13 protein-coding genes are annotated in these 18,433 nt (G+C 62.2%); 4 read left to right on the plus strand and 9 right to left on the minus strand.

Annotated features, from left to right (window positions below):
- Positions 1–68 precede the first annotated feature (68 nt).
- Positions 69–2,222: a S46 family peptidase gene (locus IGS61_RS08695; protein WP_230539205.1), complete on the plus strand. Its 2,154-nt coding sequence runs from the start codon at positions 69–71 to the stop codon at positions 2,220–2,222.
- A 68-nt stretch (positions 2,223–2,290) separates the two neighbouring features.
- Here the strand turns inward: IGS61_RS08695 and IGS61_RS08700 are convergent, their stop codons facing one another.
- Complete coding sequence (locus tag IGS61_RS08700; protein WP_230539206.1) at positions 2,291–2,869, minus strand: hypothetical protein; 579 nt, start codon at positions 2,867–2,869, stop codon at positions 2,291–2,293.
- Positions 2,870–3,021: 152 nt separating this feature from the next.
- Between IGS61_RS08700 and IGS61_RS08705 the strand changes: the two genes are divergently transcribed.
- Positions 3,022–4,710: a M14 family zinc carboxypeptidase gene (locus IGS61_RS08705; RefSeq protein WP_230539207.1), complete on the plus strand. Its 1,689-nt coding sequence runs from the start codon at positions 3,022–3,024 to the stop codon at positions 4,708–4,710.
- A 90-nt stretch (positions 4,711–4,800) separates the two neighbouring features.
- Complete coding sequence (locus IGS61_RS08710; protein WP_230539208.1) at positions 4,801–6,951, plus strand: FUSC family protein; 2,151 nt, start codon at positions 4,801–4,803, stop codon at positions 6,949–6,951.
- An 11-nt stretch (positions 6,952–6,962) separates the two neighbouring features.
- Here the strand turns inward: IGS61_RS08710 and IGS61_RS08715 are convergent, their stop codons facing one another.
- From IGS61_RS08715 to IGS61_RS08740, 6 genes are all read right to left on the minus strand, one after another.
- Positions 6,963–8,915: a S9 family peptidase gene (locus IGS61_RS08715; RefSeq protein ID WP_230539209.1), complete on the minus strand. Its 1,953-nt coding sequence runs from the start codon at positions 8,913–8,915 to the stop codon at positions 6,963–6,965.
- A 67-nt stretch (positions 8,916–8,982) separates the two neighbouring features.
- A complete protein-coding gene (locus tag IGS61_RS08720; protein ID WP_230539210.1) occupies positions 8,983–10,455 on the minus strand; it encodes an amino acid permease in 1,473 nt (490 codons plus the stop codon).
- A 418-nt stretch (positions 10,456–10,873) separates the two neighbouring features.
- Positions 10,874–12,304: an amino acid permease gene (locus IGS61_RS08725; protein ID WP_230539211.1), complete on the minus strand. Its 1,431-nt coding sequence runs from the start codon at positions 12,302–12,304 to the stop codon at positions 10,874–10,876.
- Between the two features lie 129 nt (positions 12,305–12,433).
- Positions 12,434–12,892: a RidA family protein gene (locus tag IGS61_RS08730; RefSeq protein ID WP_230539212.1), complete on the minus strand. Its 459-nt coding sequence runs from the start codon at positions 12,890–12,892 to the stop codon at positions 12,434–12,436.
- A 254-nt stretch (positions 12,893–13,146) separates the two neighbouring features.
- Positions 13,147–14,730 (minus strand): ATP-binding cassette domain-containing protein, encoded by a 1,584-nt coding sequence (locus IGS61_RS08735; protein ID WP_230539213.1) that lies wholly within the window; start codon positions 14,728–14,730, stop codon positions 13,147–13,149.
- Between the two features lie 152 nt (positions 14,731–14,882).
- Positions 14,883–15,995, minus strand: a complete 1,113-nt coding sequence (locus IGS61_RS08740) for an NADH:flavin oxidoreductase/NADH oxidase (RefSeq protein WP_230539214.1) — start codon at positions 15,993–15,995, stop codon at positions 14,883–14,885.
- Between the two features lie 160 nt (positions 15,996–16,155).
- Here IGS61_RS08740 and IGS61_RS08745 point away from each other — a divergent pair, with 160 nt between their 5' ends.
- Entirely contained in the window at positions 16,156–16,701 is a 546-nt protein-coding gene (locus IGS61_RS08745; protein WP_230539215.1) for a glycine zipper 2TM domain-containing protein, read from the plus strand.
- Positions 16,702–16,707: 6 nt separating this feature from the next.
- Here IGS61_RS08745 and IGS61_RS08750 read toward each other — a convergent pair whose 3' ends face one another.
- Both IGS61_RS08750 and IGS61_RS08755 read right to left on the minus strand, forming a co-directional pair.
- A complete protein-coding gene (locus tag IGS61_RS08750) occupies positions 16,708–17,217 on the minus strand; it encodes a DUF1993 domain-containing protein (RefSeq protein ID WP_046684523.1) in 510 nt (169 codons plus the stop codon).
- Between the two features lie 99 nt (positions 17,218–17,316).
- Positions 17,317–18,291 carry a DUF2167 domain-containing protein gene (locus IGS61_RS08755; protein ID WP_230539216.1) on the minus strand — a complete coding sequence of 325 codons (975 nt, stop codon included), beginning with the start codon at positions 18,289–18,291 and terminating at the stop codon, positions 17,317–17,319.
- Positions 18,292–18,433: the final 142 nt, after the last annotated feature.

Below are 18,433 nucleotides of genomic sequence, written 5' to 3' on the forward strand. Positions count from 1 at the left end.
CCCGCTGCACAATCAGCGGGTACTCCGCTGATTCCGACTTCCCTACAATGTAAAAGAACAGAACTCGAATGAAAAAATCTCTAATCGCGCTCGCCATCCTGAGCAACTTCGCACACGCCGATGAAGGCATGTGGATGCCCCAACAGCTGCCACAAGTAGCCAAGGAACTGAAAGCCGCCGGACTGAAACTCGATCCGGCTACCCTGACCAAGCTGACCGAGTTCCCCATGGGCGCCATCGTCAGCCTGGGCGGTTGCTCGGCCTCGTTCGTTTCGCCGCAAGGCCTGGTTGCCACCAACCACCATTGCGTCTACAACAGCGTGGCGGTCAATTCGACCAAAGAGCGCGATTTGCTGGCCAACGGTTTCCTGGCCAAGACGTTCGCTGAAGAACTGCCGGCCGCCCCAGGCAGCCGCATCTTCGTCACCTCGGCCGTGACCAATGTCAGCGACAAGATCATCAGCGCCGACGTGGCCAAGCTGCAAGGCAAGGCGCGCATCGATGCGATCGAGAAAAACCAGAAGAAACTGGTCGCCGAATGCGAAAAAGAAGCGGGCTTCCGCTGCACCGTGTCGAGCTACTACGGCGGCCTGGAGTTCTACCTGATCAAGCAACTGGAAATCCGCGACGTGCGCCTGGTGCACGCGCCTCCGGCCGGCGTGGGCAAATTCGGCGGCGACACGGACAACTGGATGTGGCCGCGCCACACGGGCGACTACGGTTTCTACCGCGCCTATGTCAGCAAAGACGGCAAAGCTGCCGATTTCAGCAAGGACAACGTGCCTTACCAGCCAAAACACGTGCTGAAACTGGCCAAGGATGGCTTGAAAGAAGGCGATTTCGTCATGGCGCTGGGCTATCCTGGCCGCACCAACCGTCACCGCCTGCCATCGGAAGTGGCGTTTACGTTTGACTGGAACTATCCGGCCTTCGTGAAAGCGTCGGGCGAAACCCTGGCCATCATCGCGCGCGAAACCAAGGACAACAAGGATGTGGCCCTGAAATACGCAGGTCAAGTTGCCGGCGTGAACAATTACTACAAGAACCGCCAAGGCATGCTCGATTCCTACGCCGGCAGCGACTTCCTGGCGCGCAAGACGACGGAACACGAAGCCCTGAAAACCTGGGTCAACGCCAATCCTGCCCGCAAGGCGGAATTTGCCGGCGACATCGAGCAAGTGGAAAAGCTGATCGCCGAGCGCGATGCCGACACCAAGCGCGATTTCTTCCTCAGCTACGCACAGCCGCGCCTGCTGAACACGGCACGCAGCCTGTACCGCCTGTCCAACGAAGGCACCAAGGCCGATACGGAACGCAAGTCCGGCTACCAGACGCGCGATTTGCCGCGCCTGACCTCGAGCGTCACGTCGGTCGAGCGCACCTACGATGAAAAAGTCGACAAGGCGCTGGTACTGAACAGCCTGACCAAGTACGCCGCGCAACCGGCAGCACAGCGCCGCGCCAGCTTCGACGCCGCCATCGGCATCAAGGATGGCATGTCGCAGGCCGACTTGTCCGCCGCCCTGGACAAACTGTATGCCGGCAGCAAGCTGGCCGACAAGGAAGAACGCGCAGCCTGGCTGAAACGCACGCCTGCCGAATTCCAGGCCAGCAAGGACAGCTTCATCCAGGCAGCCGTCGCCATGTATCCGGATTCGCTGAAAAACGAAGCGGAAGACGAAGAACTGGCAGGCAAGATCCAGCAAGCCTACGCCAACTACATGAAAGCCAAGATCGCCTTCATGAAGAGCAAGGGCCAAGCCGTCTATCCTGACGCCAACAGCACCCTGCGCGTAACGTTCGGCAAAGTTGCCGGCCGTGACCATGGCGCCGACGGCACCACCTGGACCGCCTTCACCACCGTCAATGGCGTCGTTGCCAAAGCCACGGGCGAAGGTGAGTTCAATGCACCAGCGAAACAACTGGCCGCGATCAAAGCCAAGGACTTCGGCAAATTTGTCGATCCGAAGCTGAAAACCGTGCCGGTCGACTACCTGGCGACCCTGGACATCACCGGCGGCAACTCCGGTTCGGCAGCCCTGAATTCGAAAGGTGAATTCATCGGCCTGGCCTTCGACGGCACCTTGGACTCGATCATTTCCGACTGGGACTACAACAAGGCCAACACCCGTTCGATCCAGGTCGACCTGCGCTACATGCTGTGGAACATGAAACACATCGACCACGCAGATAACCTGCTGAAAGAAATGGGCGCTGAATAACAAAAAGCAATAACCCGGCAACGGGCGCTTTAGCCTGAGCCACTCCTGCGGGAGTGGCTTTTTTTTGCCTAGCGTTTTACCTTGGCAAAGCGGTAAGGCACGGCTTGCTCCTCGCCAAACACTGGCGCGCGGCCACTTCCCAGCGGCAACATCACCCTCCTGCCATCCTGCAGCAGCAAGGCCAGGTCGGCGCCGGGAAAGCGCTGCGCCAGCAACGGATAGGCTTGCCGTTCGATGTGGGCGGCGGGAATCACGATGCGGTAATCGGCCTCGCCAAAGTCCAGCAGCAGCGCGGGCATCTCATCCGGCCCCGGCAGTGCCGTGATGCGCAGGCGCGTGCTGCCCTTGATCAACTCGAAGGCCGCCCATACTGGCAAGGCACGCTGCAGCGTGCCGACCCGCAACTGCGGCGCCTGGCCCGCCTCCGCCGACGTCAGCAAGACGTCAGGCATCTGCTCGGACGCCGCTCCATCAACGGCCAGCAGCCAGCCCCGGTAGCGTATCAGCACCCCCTGTGCGGCGGCCGTCACGGAGCCGCCCTGCGCCACGGGCTCCTTGCCCGCCGGCAAGCGCAACGGCGCCGCCTGTGCCGCCAGGCATATCCCCCACACCAGCGCCGCCATCGCTGCCATCGCCGTCTTGCCCATGCCGCCTCCATCCTTGCGCCTGAAACGTATTCATAACACAAGTCCGGCGATCGCCTCCTGTTGCGCATCAAGGCAAGAGCGCCGGTGCTACAATTGGCCCCTAGCGGGCGTACTTACCCAGCGCGCCTTCCCCCTCCCAGACTCAGACCGCTATGCCACCAGACTTGCGCACGACCTACGAACTCGGTAACCACAACCAGACTACGACCTGGCTGGAATGCATCACCTTCTATCAAGATCTCGCCGCACGCTATCCGCAGGTGCTGCACTTCGAACAGATCGGCCTGTCCGATTCTGGCGTGCCCATCCACGCTGGCGTCGTCAGCGCGGACGGCGTGTTTGACCGCGAGCAAATCAAGCGCGCGGGCCGCACCGTGTTCTTCAACAATAACGGCATCCACCCGGGCGAACCGGAAGGCATCGACGCCTGCATGGCCATCGTGCGCGACCTCTGCACGCAGCCGGAGCGCCTGGAGGCGCTGGGCAGCACCGTGCTGCTGTTCATTCCGATCTACAACGTCGATGGCAGCCTGAACCGCGCAAATACCTCGCGCGTGAACCAGGATGGCCCGGAGCAATTCGGTTTCCGCGGCAACAGCCGCCACCTGGACTTGAACCGCGATTTCATCAAGTGCGACAGCCTGAACGCGCAAGTGTTCAACCGCCTGCTGGCCAGCTGGGATCCGGACGTGATGGTCGACACGCACACGTCGAACGGCGCCGACTACCCGTACACGATGACCCTGATTCACACGCAGACGGATAAGCTGGGCAATGGCCTCGGTCCCTTCCTGCAAGACACCATGCTGCCGCACATCTTTGCACACATGGAACAGGCCGGCTGGCCCACGTGCCCGTACGTGAACCCCGTCAAGGACAGCCCGGACCACGGCATCGCCGAATTCCTCGAAGTGCCCCGTTTCTCGACCGGTTTTGCGGCCTTGCATCACGTCATCGGTTTCATGCCGGAAACGCACATGCTGAAACCGTTTGCCGACCGCTACGCGTCCATGCGCGCCCTGCTCGACATCACGATGGCGTTCACGGTCAAACACGGCGAACAGATCAAGCAACTGCGCGCGCAAGCCAAGGCAGCGGGACGCACGCAAGCCGAGTGGCCGATCCACTGGAGCATGAACGAGGAACAACCGTCGACCTTCCCCTTCAAGGGCTACGCGGCCAAATACACGGCTAGCGTGCTGGGCGACTACCAGCGCCTGTCCTACGACCGCTCGCAGCCGTGGGAACGCGACATCGCTTACTACAACCGCTTCGATGCGGACGTCACCGTGGCCGCACCGAAAGCCTATGTCGTGCCGCAAGCCTGGCGCGAAGTGATCGAGCGCCTGCGCTGGAACGGCGTCGAAATGCACCGCATCACCGCTGAACAGACGCTAACGGCGCGTTACTACCACATTGCCAACGTCGGCACGCGGGCCACGGCCTACGAAGGCCACATGTTCCACGATACGGTGGAAGTGGAAGCGCGCACGGGCCAGTTCACCGTGCAGGCGGGCGATTATGTGATCAGCCTGGACCAGGATAACGCGCGCTACGCCGTGGAAACGCTGGAACCGCAGGCGCACGACAGCTTCTTCCGCTGGGGCTTCTTCAACAGCGTGCTGGAGAAGAAAGAAGCGTTTTCCAATTACGTCTTCGAAGACATGGCGTCGGAACTGCTGCGCGACGAGCCGGCGCTGGCGGCCAAATTTGCCGATTGGAAAGCAGCCAACCCGGCCCTGCTGAGCAACCAGGAAGCCGTGCTCGACTTCATTTTTGAGCACTGCCAGCGCTTTGCCGAGCCCGAGTGGCGGAGATATCCTGTCATTGCCCTGATGTAAATCAAGGCTGTAGCGACTGCAACATCCTGGCGCCGCATCGGAGACCCCGGTGCGGCGCCTCTTTCTGTGCCCTACCCACAAGGTAATCCCATGCACTACGCACTGAACCTGCGCACCTTTATTTACAGCCATTATTTTTACCTGGGCTTGCGCGTGGCCATCGGCCTGGTCGGCCTCGCCTTGCTGGTCCAGGAAATCAGCGACAGCGCCACCGCCATGACGGTATGCATCGGCGCCCTGTGCACGACCCTGATGGACATGCCCAGCCCCCTGCGCCACAAGTTCAACGAAATGCTGGCTTCGGTGCTGCTGTGCAGCGCCGTCACCTTGTTGATCAGCCTGTGCGGGCCCGTGCAATGGCTGTTGATGACGGTGCTGGTCCTCGTCAGTTTTCTTGCCAGCATGATGGTGGTGTACGGCAAGAAATCCATGCCTTTGCAGCTGGCCGCCCTGTTCATCATGACCATGTCGATGGAACACCAGATGACGTGGCAGCAATCGTTCCACCATGCAGGCCTGTTCATGCTGGGGGGCTTGATCTATCTGGCCTACGCCATGGCCATCGCCTGGGTCTTGCGCCACCGCATCAAACAGCAAGTGCTGGCAGAAGCCCTGTTCGAACTGGCCGCCTACATCGACATCAAGGCCGATTTCTACGACACGCGTTTCAATTTGACGGAGCAGTTCAACAAGCTGGTGCGCCATCAAAGCATCCTGGCCGACCGCCAGCAAGCGTCGCGTGATTTGATCTTGCGCAGCCACAAAAACAGCAAGGATGCTATCGTGGTGCAAGTGCATGTGTGCATGCTCGATTTATATGAACTGATCCTGTCCACGCACACGGATTACGCGCTGCTGCGCCAGCACCTGGCCGACTCGGACGTGCTCAAATCCCTGCATGACCTGGCCTACAAGGCGGCGCGCGATATCGAGTCCGTGGCGTATGCCGTCACGCGCAAGCGCGCCTCGTATGCGCAGATCAGCTATGACAAGGAATGGGCCGCCATCGAGGCGGAGATCGCACGCCTGCACGCACAAGGAAACAATGCGCAAGAAGCGCTGGCGACCCTGCGCGCGCAGCGCAACAAGATCCGCGCCATTCTGAAAATGATCGCCGAGCTGCACCTGGCCACGCAAAAAGTCTATGCCGATGTGCCATTCTGGAGCGGCGCCGACATGGCGCCGTTCTTGTCGCAGCAGAAATACGAGCTGAAGACTCTGCTGGCGAATCTGCGCCTGGATTCGCCCGTGTTCCGCTTCGCCCTGCGCGTGTCGATGGCCATCTCCGTGGGGTTGCTGATCGGCCACTGGCTGCCGTATGCTGCCCACAGCTACTGGATCGTCTTGACCATCGTCATCATCCTGCGCCCCACGTTCAGCATGACGCGCCAGCGCCGCGCCGACCGCATCATTGGCACCATCATCGGCTGCGTGGTCACGGCCATCGTGATCCGCTTCGTGCACAGCAATATCGTGCTGATGGGGATTTTATTTCTCTCCATCGTCGCCACGCCCACCTTTATTTACTTGCGCTACCGCTACACGGCCATCGCCGTCAGCCTGATGATTCTGTTGCAAATGCATCTGGTGGCGCCCAGCAACCCGAACCTCGTCAGCGAGCGTTTGATCGATACCCTGATCGGCGCGGCGGTGGCCACCGTGTTCAGCTTCGTGCTGGCCAATTGGGAATACCAGAGCCTGCCGCGCCTCGTGCGCCAGGTGCTCAACGTCAACCTGTCGTATATGCAAGCCAGCTTCGAGTTACTGCAGGGAAAATGTTTCGACGACTTTGCCTACCGCATCGAGCGCAAGCGCCTGATGGACAGCCTGGCCGCGCTCAGCTCGGCGCTGGTGCGCATGCTCGACGAACCGGCCAGCAAGCAGCGGGCCGTGGAAGACATCAACCTGTTCATCGTGCAAAATTACTTGCTGGTGGCCCACGTGGCGGCGCTGCGCTCGATCCTGGGGCGCCATGCCAGCCAGTTGCCCGTCGCGCCCGTCAACGCCCTGCTCGGCCACAGCCACACGCAAGTGTGCCTGACCCTGTCGCGCGCGCTGGAGCAGCTCGACGACAAGGCCGCCATCAGCGCCCCGCTGGCGGCCTCTGCAGCACCGCCCGCCAGCGACGTGGCCTGGTCGGGCTGGCCGCTGGTGCAGCGCCGCATCCGATTATTGCAGGCGGATGCGGACAAGATCGTGGTGCATAGCGCGGCGATCGTGCATATTGTGGCCCCGCGCTAAGCCTGCGCAACTTACTTCAAATATTGTTCGAACCAGCCGACGGTGCGCTTCTGCAAGTCGCGCTGGTGCTCGGGCTTGCGGAAGGAATGGCCTTCGCCGTCGTAGATGAACAGGCTGGACGGCACGCCCATGGCGCGCAAGCCATGCCAGAATTCCAGCGACTGGGCGGCCGGCGTTTCCACGTCGCGCTCGCCCACATAGATCAGGGTCGGCGTCTTCGCTGCCTTGATCGATTCGATGGGCGAGGCACGGCGGTAGACGTCCGGCGTGTCATACGCGGAGGCGCCGAAGAACGGGATCATCCACTGGTTGATGCCGTTCTGGCCATAATAACTGATCCAGTTCGACACGCCAGCGCCGGCCACGGCCGCCTTGAAGCGGTCGCTGTGCGTGACGCCCCACATGGTCATGAAGCCGCCATACGAATGGCCGATCAAGCCCAGGCGCTGGCCATCGATGGGCGCCACTTTTTGCGCGGCATCAATACCGGCCAGGATGTCGCGCCAGTCGCCGCCGCCAAAGTCCGCCATGTTGGCGCGCGTAAATGCCTGGCCCTGGCCAAAACTGCCGCGCGGATTGGGCAGGAAGACGAAATAGCCCTTTTGCGTCAATTCGTGGATCAGCGTGCTCGCCGCGACGTAACGGGGCGAGGCGGCGGCGCCGGGCCCGCCATGCACGTTGACGATCATCGGGTAGCGCTTGCCTGCGTCCGCCTTCAACGGCCCCAGCAGCCAGCCTTGCACCTTGTATTGCTCGTTGTTCCAGCCCACGTTCTGCACCGTCAGTTGCGGCGCAAAGCCGTCATTGTCGCGCGTAATCTTTTTCAGCTGGCCTACCGGTCCCGCCACCAGGTAGCTGGCGTGCGTAAAGTCTTCCTGTGCCGCCGCCGCTTGCAAGCCATCGGCGCTGAACGACAGACGGCCATCGCTGCCGCTGCTGCTCAGTTCTCCGAGCAGCACGGGCTGGGCCGGACCCGTTTGCGCATCGACGGGCACCAGCGCCAGCTGCGAGTCGATCAGGGCCGTCGCCAGCAAGCCGGCGCCGCGCCAGACGACGCCATTGAAGGTGCCGCGGTAATCGGGCGTGAGATTGCGCGGCGTGCCGCCGGCCAGCGGGACGGTATAAATATCGCCGCCGATGGAGCCGAAATCGCTCATCAGGCCGCCGATGAAGGCTACCGTCTTGCCGTCCGGCGAGACCGACGGCAAGTTCAGCTGCATGGCCGGCGCCGCGATCACGCGCAGGGCGCCCGTGTCGCCGTCAATATGGCTGAGCTTGGCAACCCACCAGTTGCTGTCGCCATTGCCTTGCGCGCTGGTGGCGACAAAACCGCGCCCATCGGGCGTCCAATTATATTCATACACATAGGTGTCGGCGGGTGACAGCAAGCGCAGCTCGCCGCCGCTGACCGGCACGACGGCGATGCGCTGGGCATCGTCTTCGCTGCCCACTTCGCCCACCTGGCGCGCACCCGCTTCGACAGCACCCGCCAGCTTGCGCGCGCCCACCGTGGCCAGCAGCGCCAGCTGCTGGCCGTCAGGCGACCAGCGTGCCGTGCTGGCCACGCCTTTGATACTGGTCAACACGCGCGCCTGCGCCTGTGTCATTGTGGCCAGGTACAGATGCGCCGTGCCCGCCTTGGCGTCGTAGCCGACAAAGGCCAGTTGCCGGCCATCGGGCGACCAGCTGGGCTTGTCGTAGGAACACACGGCGCACGGGTCGAATTGCTGCACGATGGTGCCGTTGGCGGCGTCGCGCACGACGATGGCCGCATGCGGACGCTGCGGCTGTGGCTGTTCCGCCCTGCTCGACTCGATTGCGGCGATGCGCTGCCCATTGGCCGACAGGGCGACGGCGCGGTAATCGCGCAATGCCGGCTCGGCTGCAGGAGCGGCCTGCGCCGCGATGCCCAGAAGACTGCTTGCCAGCAAGCCGCAAGCGGCCAGATCAGTTATTTTCATCATGTAAATTCCGGTTAGAAATAAAAAAAACCGCCGGCAAGCGCGGCGGTTTTGGATGGAACAGGCTGCATTAGCGGGTCTTCTTGCCCAGGTGCGAATGCCGCATGCTGTACAGGAAATAGATGGCCACCGTGACCGCCATCCACACGCTGAACACGACAAACGTCGTATGCGGCAAATCGCGCATGATGTACAGGCAAGCCAGTACGCTCAGGCCAGGAATCACGTACGGCCCGAACGGCACGCTGAAGCCTTCGATGCGGTTGGCGCCCTGCTTGTGGCGCAGCACGGGCACGGCGATCGAGACCACCATGAAGGCCGTCAGGGTGCCGATGCTGACCATATCCCACAAATAGGTCGCATCGACGGAACCGGCCACCACGGCCACCACCAGGCAGACGATGATGGTATTGCTGACCGGCACCAGGGTGCGCGGGTGGATCTTCTGGAACGATTTCGGGATCAGGCCGTCGCGGCTGACGGCAAACAGGATGCGCGTCTGGCCGTAGATCGTCACCAGGGTCACGCTGAAGACGGAAATGACGGCGCCGGCCGACAGCACCAATGCGGGCCAGGTCTTGCCCGTGACGTTTTGCAGGATCACCGCCAGGCCCGCTTCCTGGCCTTCGAACAGCTTCGCCTGTTGCGCGCCGAGGGCGGCCACGGCCACCAGCAGGTAAAACACGGTGACGATGAGCAAGGCGCCAAGGATGCCGCGCGGCACATTGCGCGTGGGATTTTTCACTTCATCGCCTGCCGTCGCCACCGTATCGAGGCCGATGAAGGAGAAGAACACGGTGCCGGCCGCCGCCGTGACGCCCGTCATGCCGGCAAAGCCCTTGCTATTGTCGGTATTGAAGAAGGGGAAGAAATTGTCGGCATTGAAGCCGGAAAACGCGATGACGATGAAAAACACGAGGATCGCCAGCTTGATGATGACCATGATGGCGTTCATCAGGGCCGATTCCTTGGCGCCGCGCAGCAGCAGGAAGCCGCACATGCAGATCAAAAAGATGGGCGGCAGATTGATGTGGCCGGCGTGGAACTCCATGCCATGCGGGCCGGAAACGATCATCGGCGTGCGCAGCATCTCGGGGATATGCCAGCCGAAGGCATTTTCCAGGAAATTATTCAGGTAGGACGACCAGCCGATGGCCACGGCACTGCCCGCCAACCCATATTCGAGCAGCAGACAGGCAGCCATGATGAAGGCAAGAAACTCGCCCACGGTGGCGTAGGCAAATGAATACGAGGAGCCGGAGGCGGGGATGCGGAACGACAATTCCGCATAACACAAGGCCGTCAGGCCGGCCGTGATGGCGGCGATCAGGAAAGACAGGACGACCGAGGGGCCCGCCTTGGGGACGGCTTCGACCATGGTAAAGAAAATGCCCGTGCCGATGGTGGCGCCGACGCCGATCATGGTGAGGGAAAACAGGCCGATGGACCGGCTCAAGCCGCTGCTGCTGAGGCCTTCACCATATTCGACCGTGGTATCGATCGGCTTGGTGCGGCAAAGTTTCTGGACCAGGGTTTGGCTCACTAGCATTCCTTTATGAGGCATGCACTTGAACACCTGCCAAAACCTACTGCGCGTCGCGATTCGCGGCCTGCGATGCTCACTGTGCATTCGCACAGCTGCGCTTCTTAGCCACAACTCACTTCCGCTCGCTACGGTTTTGTCAGGTGTTGTTCGGAACATGACGGGTAAAAACACATAAAAACGGCGCTCCGGCCCTACCTGGCAAAAAACCGGAAAGATCGCGTCCATTTTCAAAACTAAGCGATTATAGGGCTTTCACCGGCTCAGCTAAACAGAACTTTGATGCAAGGAAACAACGCCAGGCGTGCGCCAGCAAAGCCGCAACAGTGCTGGCGCAGAAGAAGTTGCTTCTATGAAAGAAAAAGCGCGCCGCTGCAGTGGCAGGGGCGCGCTTTTGATTCAGCTCAACTACGCTGGTTTACTTCTTGACGTGCGGCGCATCGGCCGCTGGCCAACCCGCTTCGTAGCCTTGCGGCACGTCGTCGCGCCGGTCTTTCGGCGCCAGGCCCAGCGCGTAATACAGCACCGTCAACAGGATCAGCCAGGCTGGTCCCACCATCAGGGCGATGCGCGTATCGGGGAAATACGCCATCAGGCCGATCACCAGCGCCAGGAACGCCAGCGAAATCCAGGAACCATACGGCGCGAACGGCATGCGGAAGGCCAGGTTCTTGATTTCCAGCGGGCTCAAGGTCTTGCGGAACTGGATCTGCGTGACCAGGATCACGCCCCAGGTCCAGACGGCGCCGAAGGTGGAGATCGAGGTGACCCAGATAAACACTTTTTCCGGCACCAGGTAATTCAGCAGCACGCCCAGCAGCAGCGCGAAGACGGACACGAGGATGGCGCGGCGCGGCACGCCGCTGGCCGTCGTTTCCGCAAACGCCTTCGGCGCCTGGCCTTGCAGCGCCAGGTTGTACAGCATGCGGCCCGTGCTGAAGATGCCGCCATTGCACGACGACAAGGCCGCCGTCAGCACGACGAAGTTGATGATGCCGGCGGCCGTCTTGATGCCCAGGCGTTCGAACGTCATGACGAACGGGCTGCCGGTGGTGCCGATTTCATTCCATGGGTAGATCGACAGGATGACGAACAATGCGCCGACATAGAAAATCAGGATGCGCCAGAACACGGAATTGATGGCGTCAGGAATCGATTTCTTCGGGTTCGCCGCTTCGCCGGCCGTCAGGCCGATCATTTCCACGCCCAGATAGGCAAACATCACCATCTGCAGCGACATCAGCACGCCCTGCGCGCCGTTCGGGAAGAAACCGCCATGCGTCCACAGATTCGAGATGCCGACGGCCACGCCGCCGTTACCCAAACCGAAGATGATCATGCCCGTGCCGCCGACGATCATCAGGATGATGGTGACGACCTTGATCAGAGCAAACCAGAATTCGAACTCGCCATACGCTTTCACGGCCAGCAGGTTGATGGCGCCCATGGAACCCAAGGCCGCCAGGGCCCAGATCCAGCGCGGCACGTCGGGGAACCAGATGCCCATGTAGATGGCGACGGCGGTAATTTCCGCCACACACGTGACCAGCCACAGGAACCAGTAGTTCCAGCCCGTCAGATAGCCTTGCAAGGGGCCCAGGTAATCCTGGGCATAGCGGCTGAAGGAGCCGGCAACCGGGTTGTGCACGGCCATTTCGCCCAGTGCGCGCATGATCATGAAGATGACCGCGCCACCGATGATGTACGACAGCATGATGCCGGGACCGGCCATCTTGATGGCGTTGCCGGAACCCAGAAACAGGCCCACGCCAATCGCCGCACCCAGCGCCATCAGGCGGATTTGCCGCTCGCCCAGGCCGCGGTGCAAGCCTTGTTCACTCGTTTTCATTACGTGTCTCCGTTTTTTTCTTGAATACACCGATCCCTCCACCCCAATGGCGGTTCCGCTCTTGCTGGAAAGGAGGAAAAGGCGAGCCGGCGGTTATCGCCGGCATGCTCATGTGGTCAGGCTACTGCGTCAGGCCAGTTCAGCGATCAGCTCGATTTCGACGCAAGCGCCCAGCGGGATTTGCGCCACGCCGAAGGCGGAGCGGGCGTGCTTGCCGCTGTCGCCGAAGACTTCGACGAACAGTTCCGAGGCGCCATTGGTCACCAGGTGCTGTTCCGTGAAGTCGGAGGTGGAATTGACCAGGCTCATGACCTTGACGATGCGCTTGACTTTGCTCAAGTCGCCGCCGCAGGCGTCTTGCAGGGTGGCGATCAGTTCGATGGCGATACCGCGCGCAGCGATCTTGCCTTCTTCCGTGGTGACGTCCTTGCCCAGTTGGCCGACCCAGACCTTGCCATCCTTCTTGGCCAGGTGGCCGGACAGGAAGACGGTGTTGCCCGTGCGGGCATGCATCACGTAGGCGGCAGCTGGTGCGGCAACGACTGGCAGTTCAATGTTGAGGGCTTTGAGTTTTTCGTAAAACGACATGCTATTTCTCCAAGAAAACAATATAAGCGAAACCAAAATTCATGCACGGCAGGGCACGGAGGAGGACGCCCTGGCAGCGCGGTAGTGACCGACAACAGTGCCAGATTAAACGTCATCATATTGGTGAACCAGCAGTTTTAGTTCACAAATAGGCCCGGTTATTCAGTGGATTATACCGACAATCAAACAAAATTCAGCATCAGTTCATGAAGCATGCTCTACAGGCATCGAGCGTGACTTTTTTCATTAAATTATCACTTATGCAATGTCAAGCCCTCGGGGTCAAGGTTTATCGCCTGCAAAAATGCCTGGTCGTGCGAAACCACAAGTAACGCCCCCTGGTATTGCAGCAGCATCTGCTCCAGCGCCTGCAGGCTGGCCAGGTCCAGATGATTGTCGGGTTCGTCGAGCAGCAGCAGTTGCGGCGGCGCCTGCGCATACAGTTCGGCCGCCAGCGCCACCTTCATGCGCTCGCCGCCGCTGAGCAAACGGCTGGGCATGGTGGCGCGCGCGCCGGCAATGCCCAGCAGCGCCAGCCGCGTGCGCAGCTCGCCTTCCGGCATGATGCTGTTGCGTGCCTGCAAGCGTTGCACGGCGCTGCGCTCGCCGTCTTGCAGTCCCGCATGCTGGTCCAGCCAGGCCACCTGCGCATGGCAGCGCAACTCGCCGCTGGCGGGCGCCAGCTGTCCGGCGATCACGCGCAGCAGGGTCGACTTTCCGCTGCCATTGTCACCCGTCACGGCCAGGCGGCGCGGGCCGTTCAATACCAGGCTGATGGCGTGCGCCTGGCCGTGCGGCAAGACCACGTCGCGCCATTCCAGCAGCAATTTGCCATTCGGCACCAGGCTCTCGGGCGCCAGCAGCAGCCGTTCGTTCTCGGGCGCGCAGCGGGCGCTGGCGTCCATCACCCGTTGCTGGCGCGCCTGCTGCGCCTCTTGCGCGCGCACGCGCAGCTTGCCCTGGCTATCCTGGCTTTTCTCCTTTTTCGCGTCGAGCAGCAGCTTGCTTTGATTGCCTTCGCGCCCTTCCCTCTCGCCGCGTCCGACACGGCGCTGCTGGCGCTCGGCCTGCTGCTGCGCTTCGCGCTGCTCGCGTCTGGCACCAGCCTTTTCCGCCTGCAGGGCGGCAGCAAAACCGGCCTGCTCCAGCGCGCGCTGCTGCGCATACAGCGCGTAATTGCCGCCATAGCTGCACAAGCCCTGCGGCGACAGCTCGACGATTGCATCGACGTGCTGCAGCAAGCCGCGGTCATGGCTGATCAGCAACAAGCCGCCAGGCCAGCGCGCCATCTGCGCCACCAGGCGGGCGCGTTGATGCGCATCAAGGTGGTTGCTCGGTTCATCGAGCACCAGCCAGTCCGCCTGCGACAGCCAGGCGCCCTGCAGGGCGATGCGCTGGCGTTCGCCGCCGCTCAGGCTGGCCGTTGGCGTGCCGGCATCGACATGACGCAAATCGAGCGCATCGAGCGCCTGGCGCAGACGGGCGTGGGCATCCCAGCGTTCGCCCACCAGGGCGTAGTCGGCCTCGTCGACGCTGCCTTCAGCGATGCGCGCCAGCGCGGCCAGCAAGTCGTCCATGCCGGCAAGCGCCGCCACGCTGGGATAGCGGTCCGGATCGAGCTCCTGCGCCACGTAATGCACGCTGCCGTCGCAGCGCACGGCGCCAGAAGACGGCTGCGCCCGGCCTGCCAGCAGGCGCGCGAGCACACTCTTGCCCACGCCGTTATCGCCGACGAGGCCGATACGTTGCGAAGCAAAGGAAAATTGCAAATCGGAAAACAGGGCGCGGCCATCGGGCAGCGCAAAGGAAAGACGGTCGAGTTGCAGTAATGCGGGCATGGATACTCCTTGAGCAAGGCTGGCGAACCCGCGCGGCGCAAGGCGCTGTGGCGGGATGGGCGAGGCCGTGCACAGCACGGCAGTATCAATGGCGCATGTCGAAGCGTCCTGGAGAAATGGGAAAGAAGCGTCAGTGTAGCAGAGCAGACCTGTTAGCGCTGGCCCAGGGTCGTGTCGCCGAACAGGTTCTTGTATTCGCGCGGCTGCGAGCGCCAGTACTGCGGCGGCGCCGACACGTGCGCGCCCAGCTGGGCCGCCGCATGCCAGGGCCAGCGCGGGTCGAACAGGATGGCGCGCGCCAGCGCCACCATGTCGGACTGGCCGTTGGCGATGATGTCTTCGGCCTGCTGCGCTTCCGTGATCAGGCCCACGCTGATGGTGGGCAAGCCGCTGTCGCGCTTGATGCGTTCGGCAAACGCCACCTGGTAACCGGGTCCCACGGGAATCTGCTGCTGCGGCGAAATGCCGCCGCTGGAGACGTGGATGAAGTCGGCGCCCAGCTGCTTGAGTTCCTGCGCGAAACGCACGCTTTGTTCGATGTCCCATCCGCCCTCGACCCAGTCGGTGGCGGAAATACGCACGCCCACGGCCATGCTGGCGGGCACCGCGGCGCGCACGGCTGCATAGACTTCCAGCGGAAAGCGCATGCGGTTGTCCAGGCTGCCGCCATACGCATCGCTGCGCTGGTTGGACAGGGGCGACAGGAACTGGTGCAGCAGATAGCCATGCGCCGCGTGCAATTCGATGCCTTCGATACCGAGCGCATGCACGCGCTGGGCGGCGGCGACAAACGCCCCCTTGATCTGCAGCAAACCCATCTCGTCGAGGGCGAGCGGCACGGTTTCGCCAGGCGCGTGGGCGATGGCGGACGGAGCCACCGTTTGCCAGCCGCCCTCGGCCAGATGCACGCAGGCGCCGCCCTGCCAGGGCGCGCGGCTCGACGCCTTGCGTCCCGCATGGCCCAGCTGCACCACCAGCGGAATCGGCGCATGGCGGCGGATCGCCTGCACCACCTTGGCCAGCGCAGCTTGATTCGCGTCCGACCACAGGCCCAGGTCGTCGGCCGAGATGCGCCCCTCGGGCGAGACGGCCGTCGCTTCCGTCATCAGCAATCCCGCGCCGGACAGAGCCAAATGGCCCAAGTGGATCATGTGCCAGTCGGTGGCGTTGCCGTTGTCGGCCGAATACTGGCACATGGGCGCGATGGCGATGCGGTTGGCCACCGGCAGCGGCCCCAGTGCATACGGCGTGAATAACTGGCTCATGGCGGACTCCGGAATAGGGGAAGCACCGATTCTACTGTGCTTTGGAAAGTGCGGCTTACACCTGCTTACGTTTGATACAGCGCAAGGGCTAGCCTTGGGCAGGCAGGGCCGCTAATCTGGACACATCAACAACACCAGCAATACCACCCCAGGAGAACGCATGAACACGACGACTACCGCCAGCCGCATCCACCCCTTGATGGCCGGCGCCGCCATTTCCGTGACGGTCCTGTGCTTGGTGGGCGCGGCGTCCATCGCCGGCATCCTGCCCAATTCGCGGGCAAATGTGCCGGCCGTACCTGCCGATGTGGCCGCCATGACGCCGACCAACGCCGCTGCGCTGGCAGCGCCCGTGGCCGCCCCCGTGGTGGCGCAAGCTGCTCCGGCACCAGCCCCGGCACCCGTCGTGCACAAGCGCGTCGTGCACCACACGCAGGTGGCGCAGGCCCGTCCTGCCTACCGTGACAACAACGATGGCTACCGCGACACGGCCTACCGCGAACCGGTCCGCCAGCAGCAACCGGTGCCTGCGCCCGCCCAGCCCAACTACGTGGGCATCGGAACGGGCGCCGTTATCGGCGGCTTGATCGGCAATCAGGTCGGTGGCGGCCGCGGCAAGGCGCTGGCGACGGTGGCCGGCGTGATCGGCGGCGGCATGCTGGGCAATGCGGTGCAAAACCAGGTTCAGCAGCAACCGCAGCAATAATCAGTCTCAGTCGTACGGGCCAAGATAATCGAGCTTGCCCACGGCCACGCCATTGTTGCGCAGGATGGCGTGGACCATGGAGACGTGGAAATAGAAATTCGGCAAGGCAAAGCTGAGCAGGTAATCGTCGCCCGAGAATTTTGTCCCCTCGTCCGTCCAGTTCAGCACGACTTCCTTCTGCGCGCTGCCCGCCATCTGGCCCGCATTGACGCTGTCGATATATGCGATGGTGTTGGCGATGCGTTCCTGTAACTGCTCGAACGACGCTTCATTATCCTCGAACTTCGGCGCCGGCACGCCGCTCAGGCGCTCGACCGACATCTTCGACGTATCGCTGGCGCGCTGCACCTGCGCCGTCAGGTCCAGCATGTCGGGCGCCAGCTGCGCGCCCAGCAAAATCTCGGGCACGATGCCGTCTTCCTCGACATGCGCTTGCGCTTTTTCCAGCAGGGCCGAGACGACCCGCAAGCCGCGGATGAAGACGGGGATGGTTGCCTGATACATGGACACGGACATGACTGACTCCTGATAGTGAACGATGAGTCAGTGTACCCGAGGCGCTGTTTTCGGACAGGGCGCGCATGTGCGCCGGCGCACCGAGCGGCTCAGTTCATCCTACTTTTCCAGATTTACCTTGCCATCGGGTGCATGGCCGGGCTGTTCAGCCGTTTCCGGCTGCGGTGCTGTCTGCGGCTGCGGCTTGTCCTTGCGCTTGCCGCCGAAAAACTTGACGATGGCCGCGCCAGCGCCGACCACGGCCAGGATCAGCACTTTCTTGAAGGCCAGCAGCAGCGCCAGCAGCTTGCCGAACAGGCCCAGCTTGCTGGCCACGCCGCCGGCCACCAGCGCCGCCAGGCCATATTCAGCCACCTTGTCCGTCTTGCTGTCGAAGTCCGTGTAGCGGTTACCGTCGGTAAATTCCGTGAACGCCGTCACTTGCTGCATTTCCTTCTTGATCGCTTCGATCTGCTGCATGCTGGCGATCGCGTTCAGGTTCAGCACGCCTTCGCGGCCCAGCACGCGCACGTTGTAGTTCAGCGAGTGCTCGCCGCCATCGACCATCAAGTCCTTGGCCCAGTACAGCTTGTGCGTATCCTTGGCATAGCTGGGTTTTTCCGCCCAGCCCATCAAATGGATGCCCGGATAACCCTGCTTCTTGCGCTCCGCATTGTTTTCCAGCACGGACGCCTGCATATCCTTGAGCAATTCGTCGTATTTGATGCTGTCCGCATCGTCATCCTTGATATGCCCTTCCTTTTCATACGTGACGATGACGCCCCAGCTATCGCGCTCGAGCACGCTGGTCTTGGCGGGCACGATCATGCCCAGCGATTCCATGCCCGGTGGATTGCCCCAGGCATCGACCAGCACGCGCTCGGCGTCCGTCGGCGACAGATAACGGAAGTTGGCGGGCAAATCCAGGGTGGCGATGCCGCCCGGCAAGGTGATCTTGCCGCGCTGCAGGTGCAACTGGGCGAGGAACTGCTCGGCCGTCATTTCCGGTGCGACGGCCTTCTCCTCGGCAGGGGCGGCGGCCGTGAAGCCGGAGAGGGTCAGGCACAGCAAGGCTGTCAGCAGGCGTTTCAACATGATCGGTCCAAAAAATTGCAAAGGGTAAATATTTTAAACCAATCAATTGCTTAATGGATAATTATTTCCGTGCGGCATTTTTTCATGAAAAAAACGCCAGGCGGGTTTCCCCGGCTGGCGCCAAATGCTGTGTGAGGACTGG

It is taken from the genome of Janthinobacterium sp. FW305-129, from assembly GCF_020858115.1.
In the GTDB taxonomy this organism is placed as follows: Bacteria; Pseudomonadota; Gammaproteobacteria; order Burkholderiales; family Burkholderiaceae_D; genus Janthinobacterium.

Excerpts from the sequence above, each read along its gene's own strand:
- IGS61_RS08705 (WP_230539207.1), top strand. The coding sequence starts at position 3,022 with ATGCCACCAGACTTGCGCACGACCTACGAACTCGGTAACCACAACCAG.
- IGS61_RS08725 (WP_230539211.1), bottom strand. The coding sequence starts at position 12,304 with ATGAAAACGAGTGAACAAGGCTTGCACCGCGGCCTGGGCGAGCGGCAA.
- IGS61_RS08745 (WP_230539215.1), top strand. The coding sequence starts at position 16,156 with ATGAACACGACGACTACCGCCAGCCGCATCCACCCCTTGATGGCCGGC.
- IGS61_RS08740 (WP_230539214.1), bottom strand. The coding sequence starts at position 15,995 with ATGAGCCAGTTATTCACGCCGTATGCACTGGGGCCGCTGCCGGTGGCC.
- IGS61_RS08730 (WP_230539212.1), bottom strand. The coding sequence starts at position 12,892 with ATGTCGTTTTACGAAAAACTCAAAGCCCTCAACATTGAACTGCCAGTC.
- IGS61_RS08755 (WP_230539216.1), bottom strand. The coding sequence starts at position 18,291 with ATGTTGAAACGCCTGCTGACAGCCTTGCTGTGCCTGACCCTCTCCGGC.
- IGS61_RS08710 (WP_230539208.1), top strand. The coding sequence starts at position 4,801 with ATGCACTACGCACTGAACCTGCGCACCTTTATTTACAGCCATTATTTT.
- IGS61_RS08735 (WP_230539213.1), bottom strand. The coding sequence starts at position 14,730 with ATGCCCGCATTACTGCAACTCGACCGTCTTTCCTTTGCGCTGCCCGAT.
- IGS61_RS08715 (WP_230539209.1), bottom strand. The coding sequence starts at position 8,915 with ATGATGAAAATAACTGATCTGGCCGCTTGCGGCTTGCTGGCAAGCAGT.
- IGS61_RS08700 (WP_230539206.1), bottom strand. The coding sequence starts at position 2,869 with ATGGGCAAGACGGCGATGGCAGCGATGGCGGCGCTGGTGTGGGGGATA.
- IGS61_RS08695 (WP_230539205.1), top strand. The coding sequence starts at position 69 with ATGAAAAAATCTCTAATCGCGCTCGCCATCCTGAGCAACTTCGCACAC.
- IGS61_RS08750 (WP_046684523.1), bottom strand. The coding sequence starts at position 17,217 with ATGTCCGTGTCCATGTATCAGGCAACCATCCCCGTCTTCATCCGCGGC.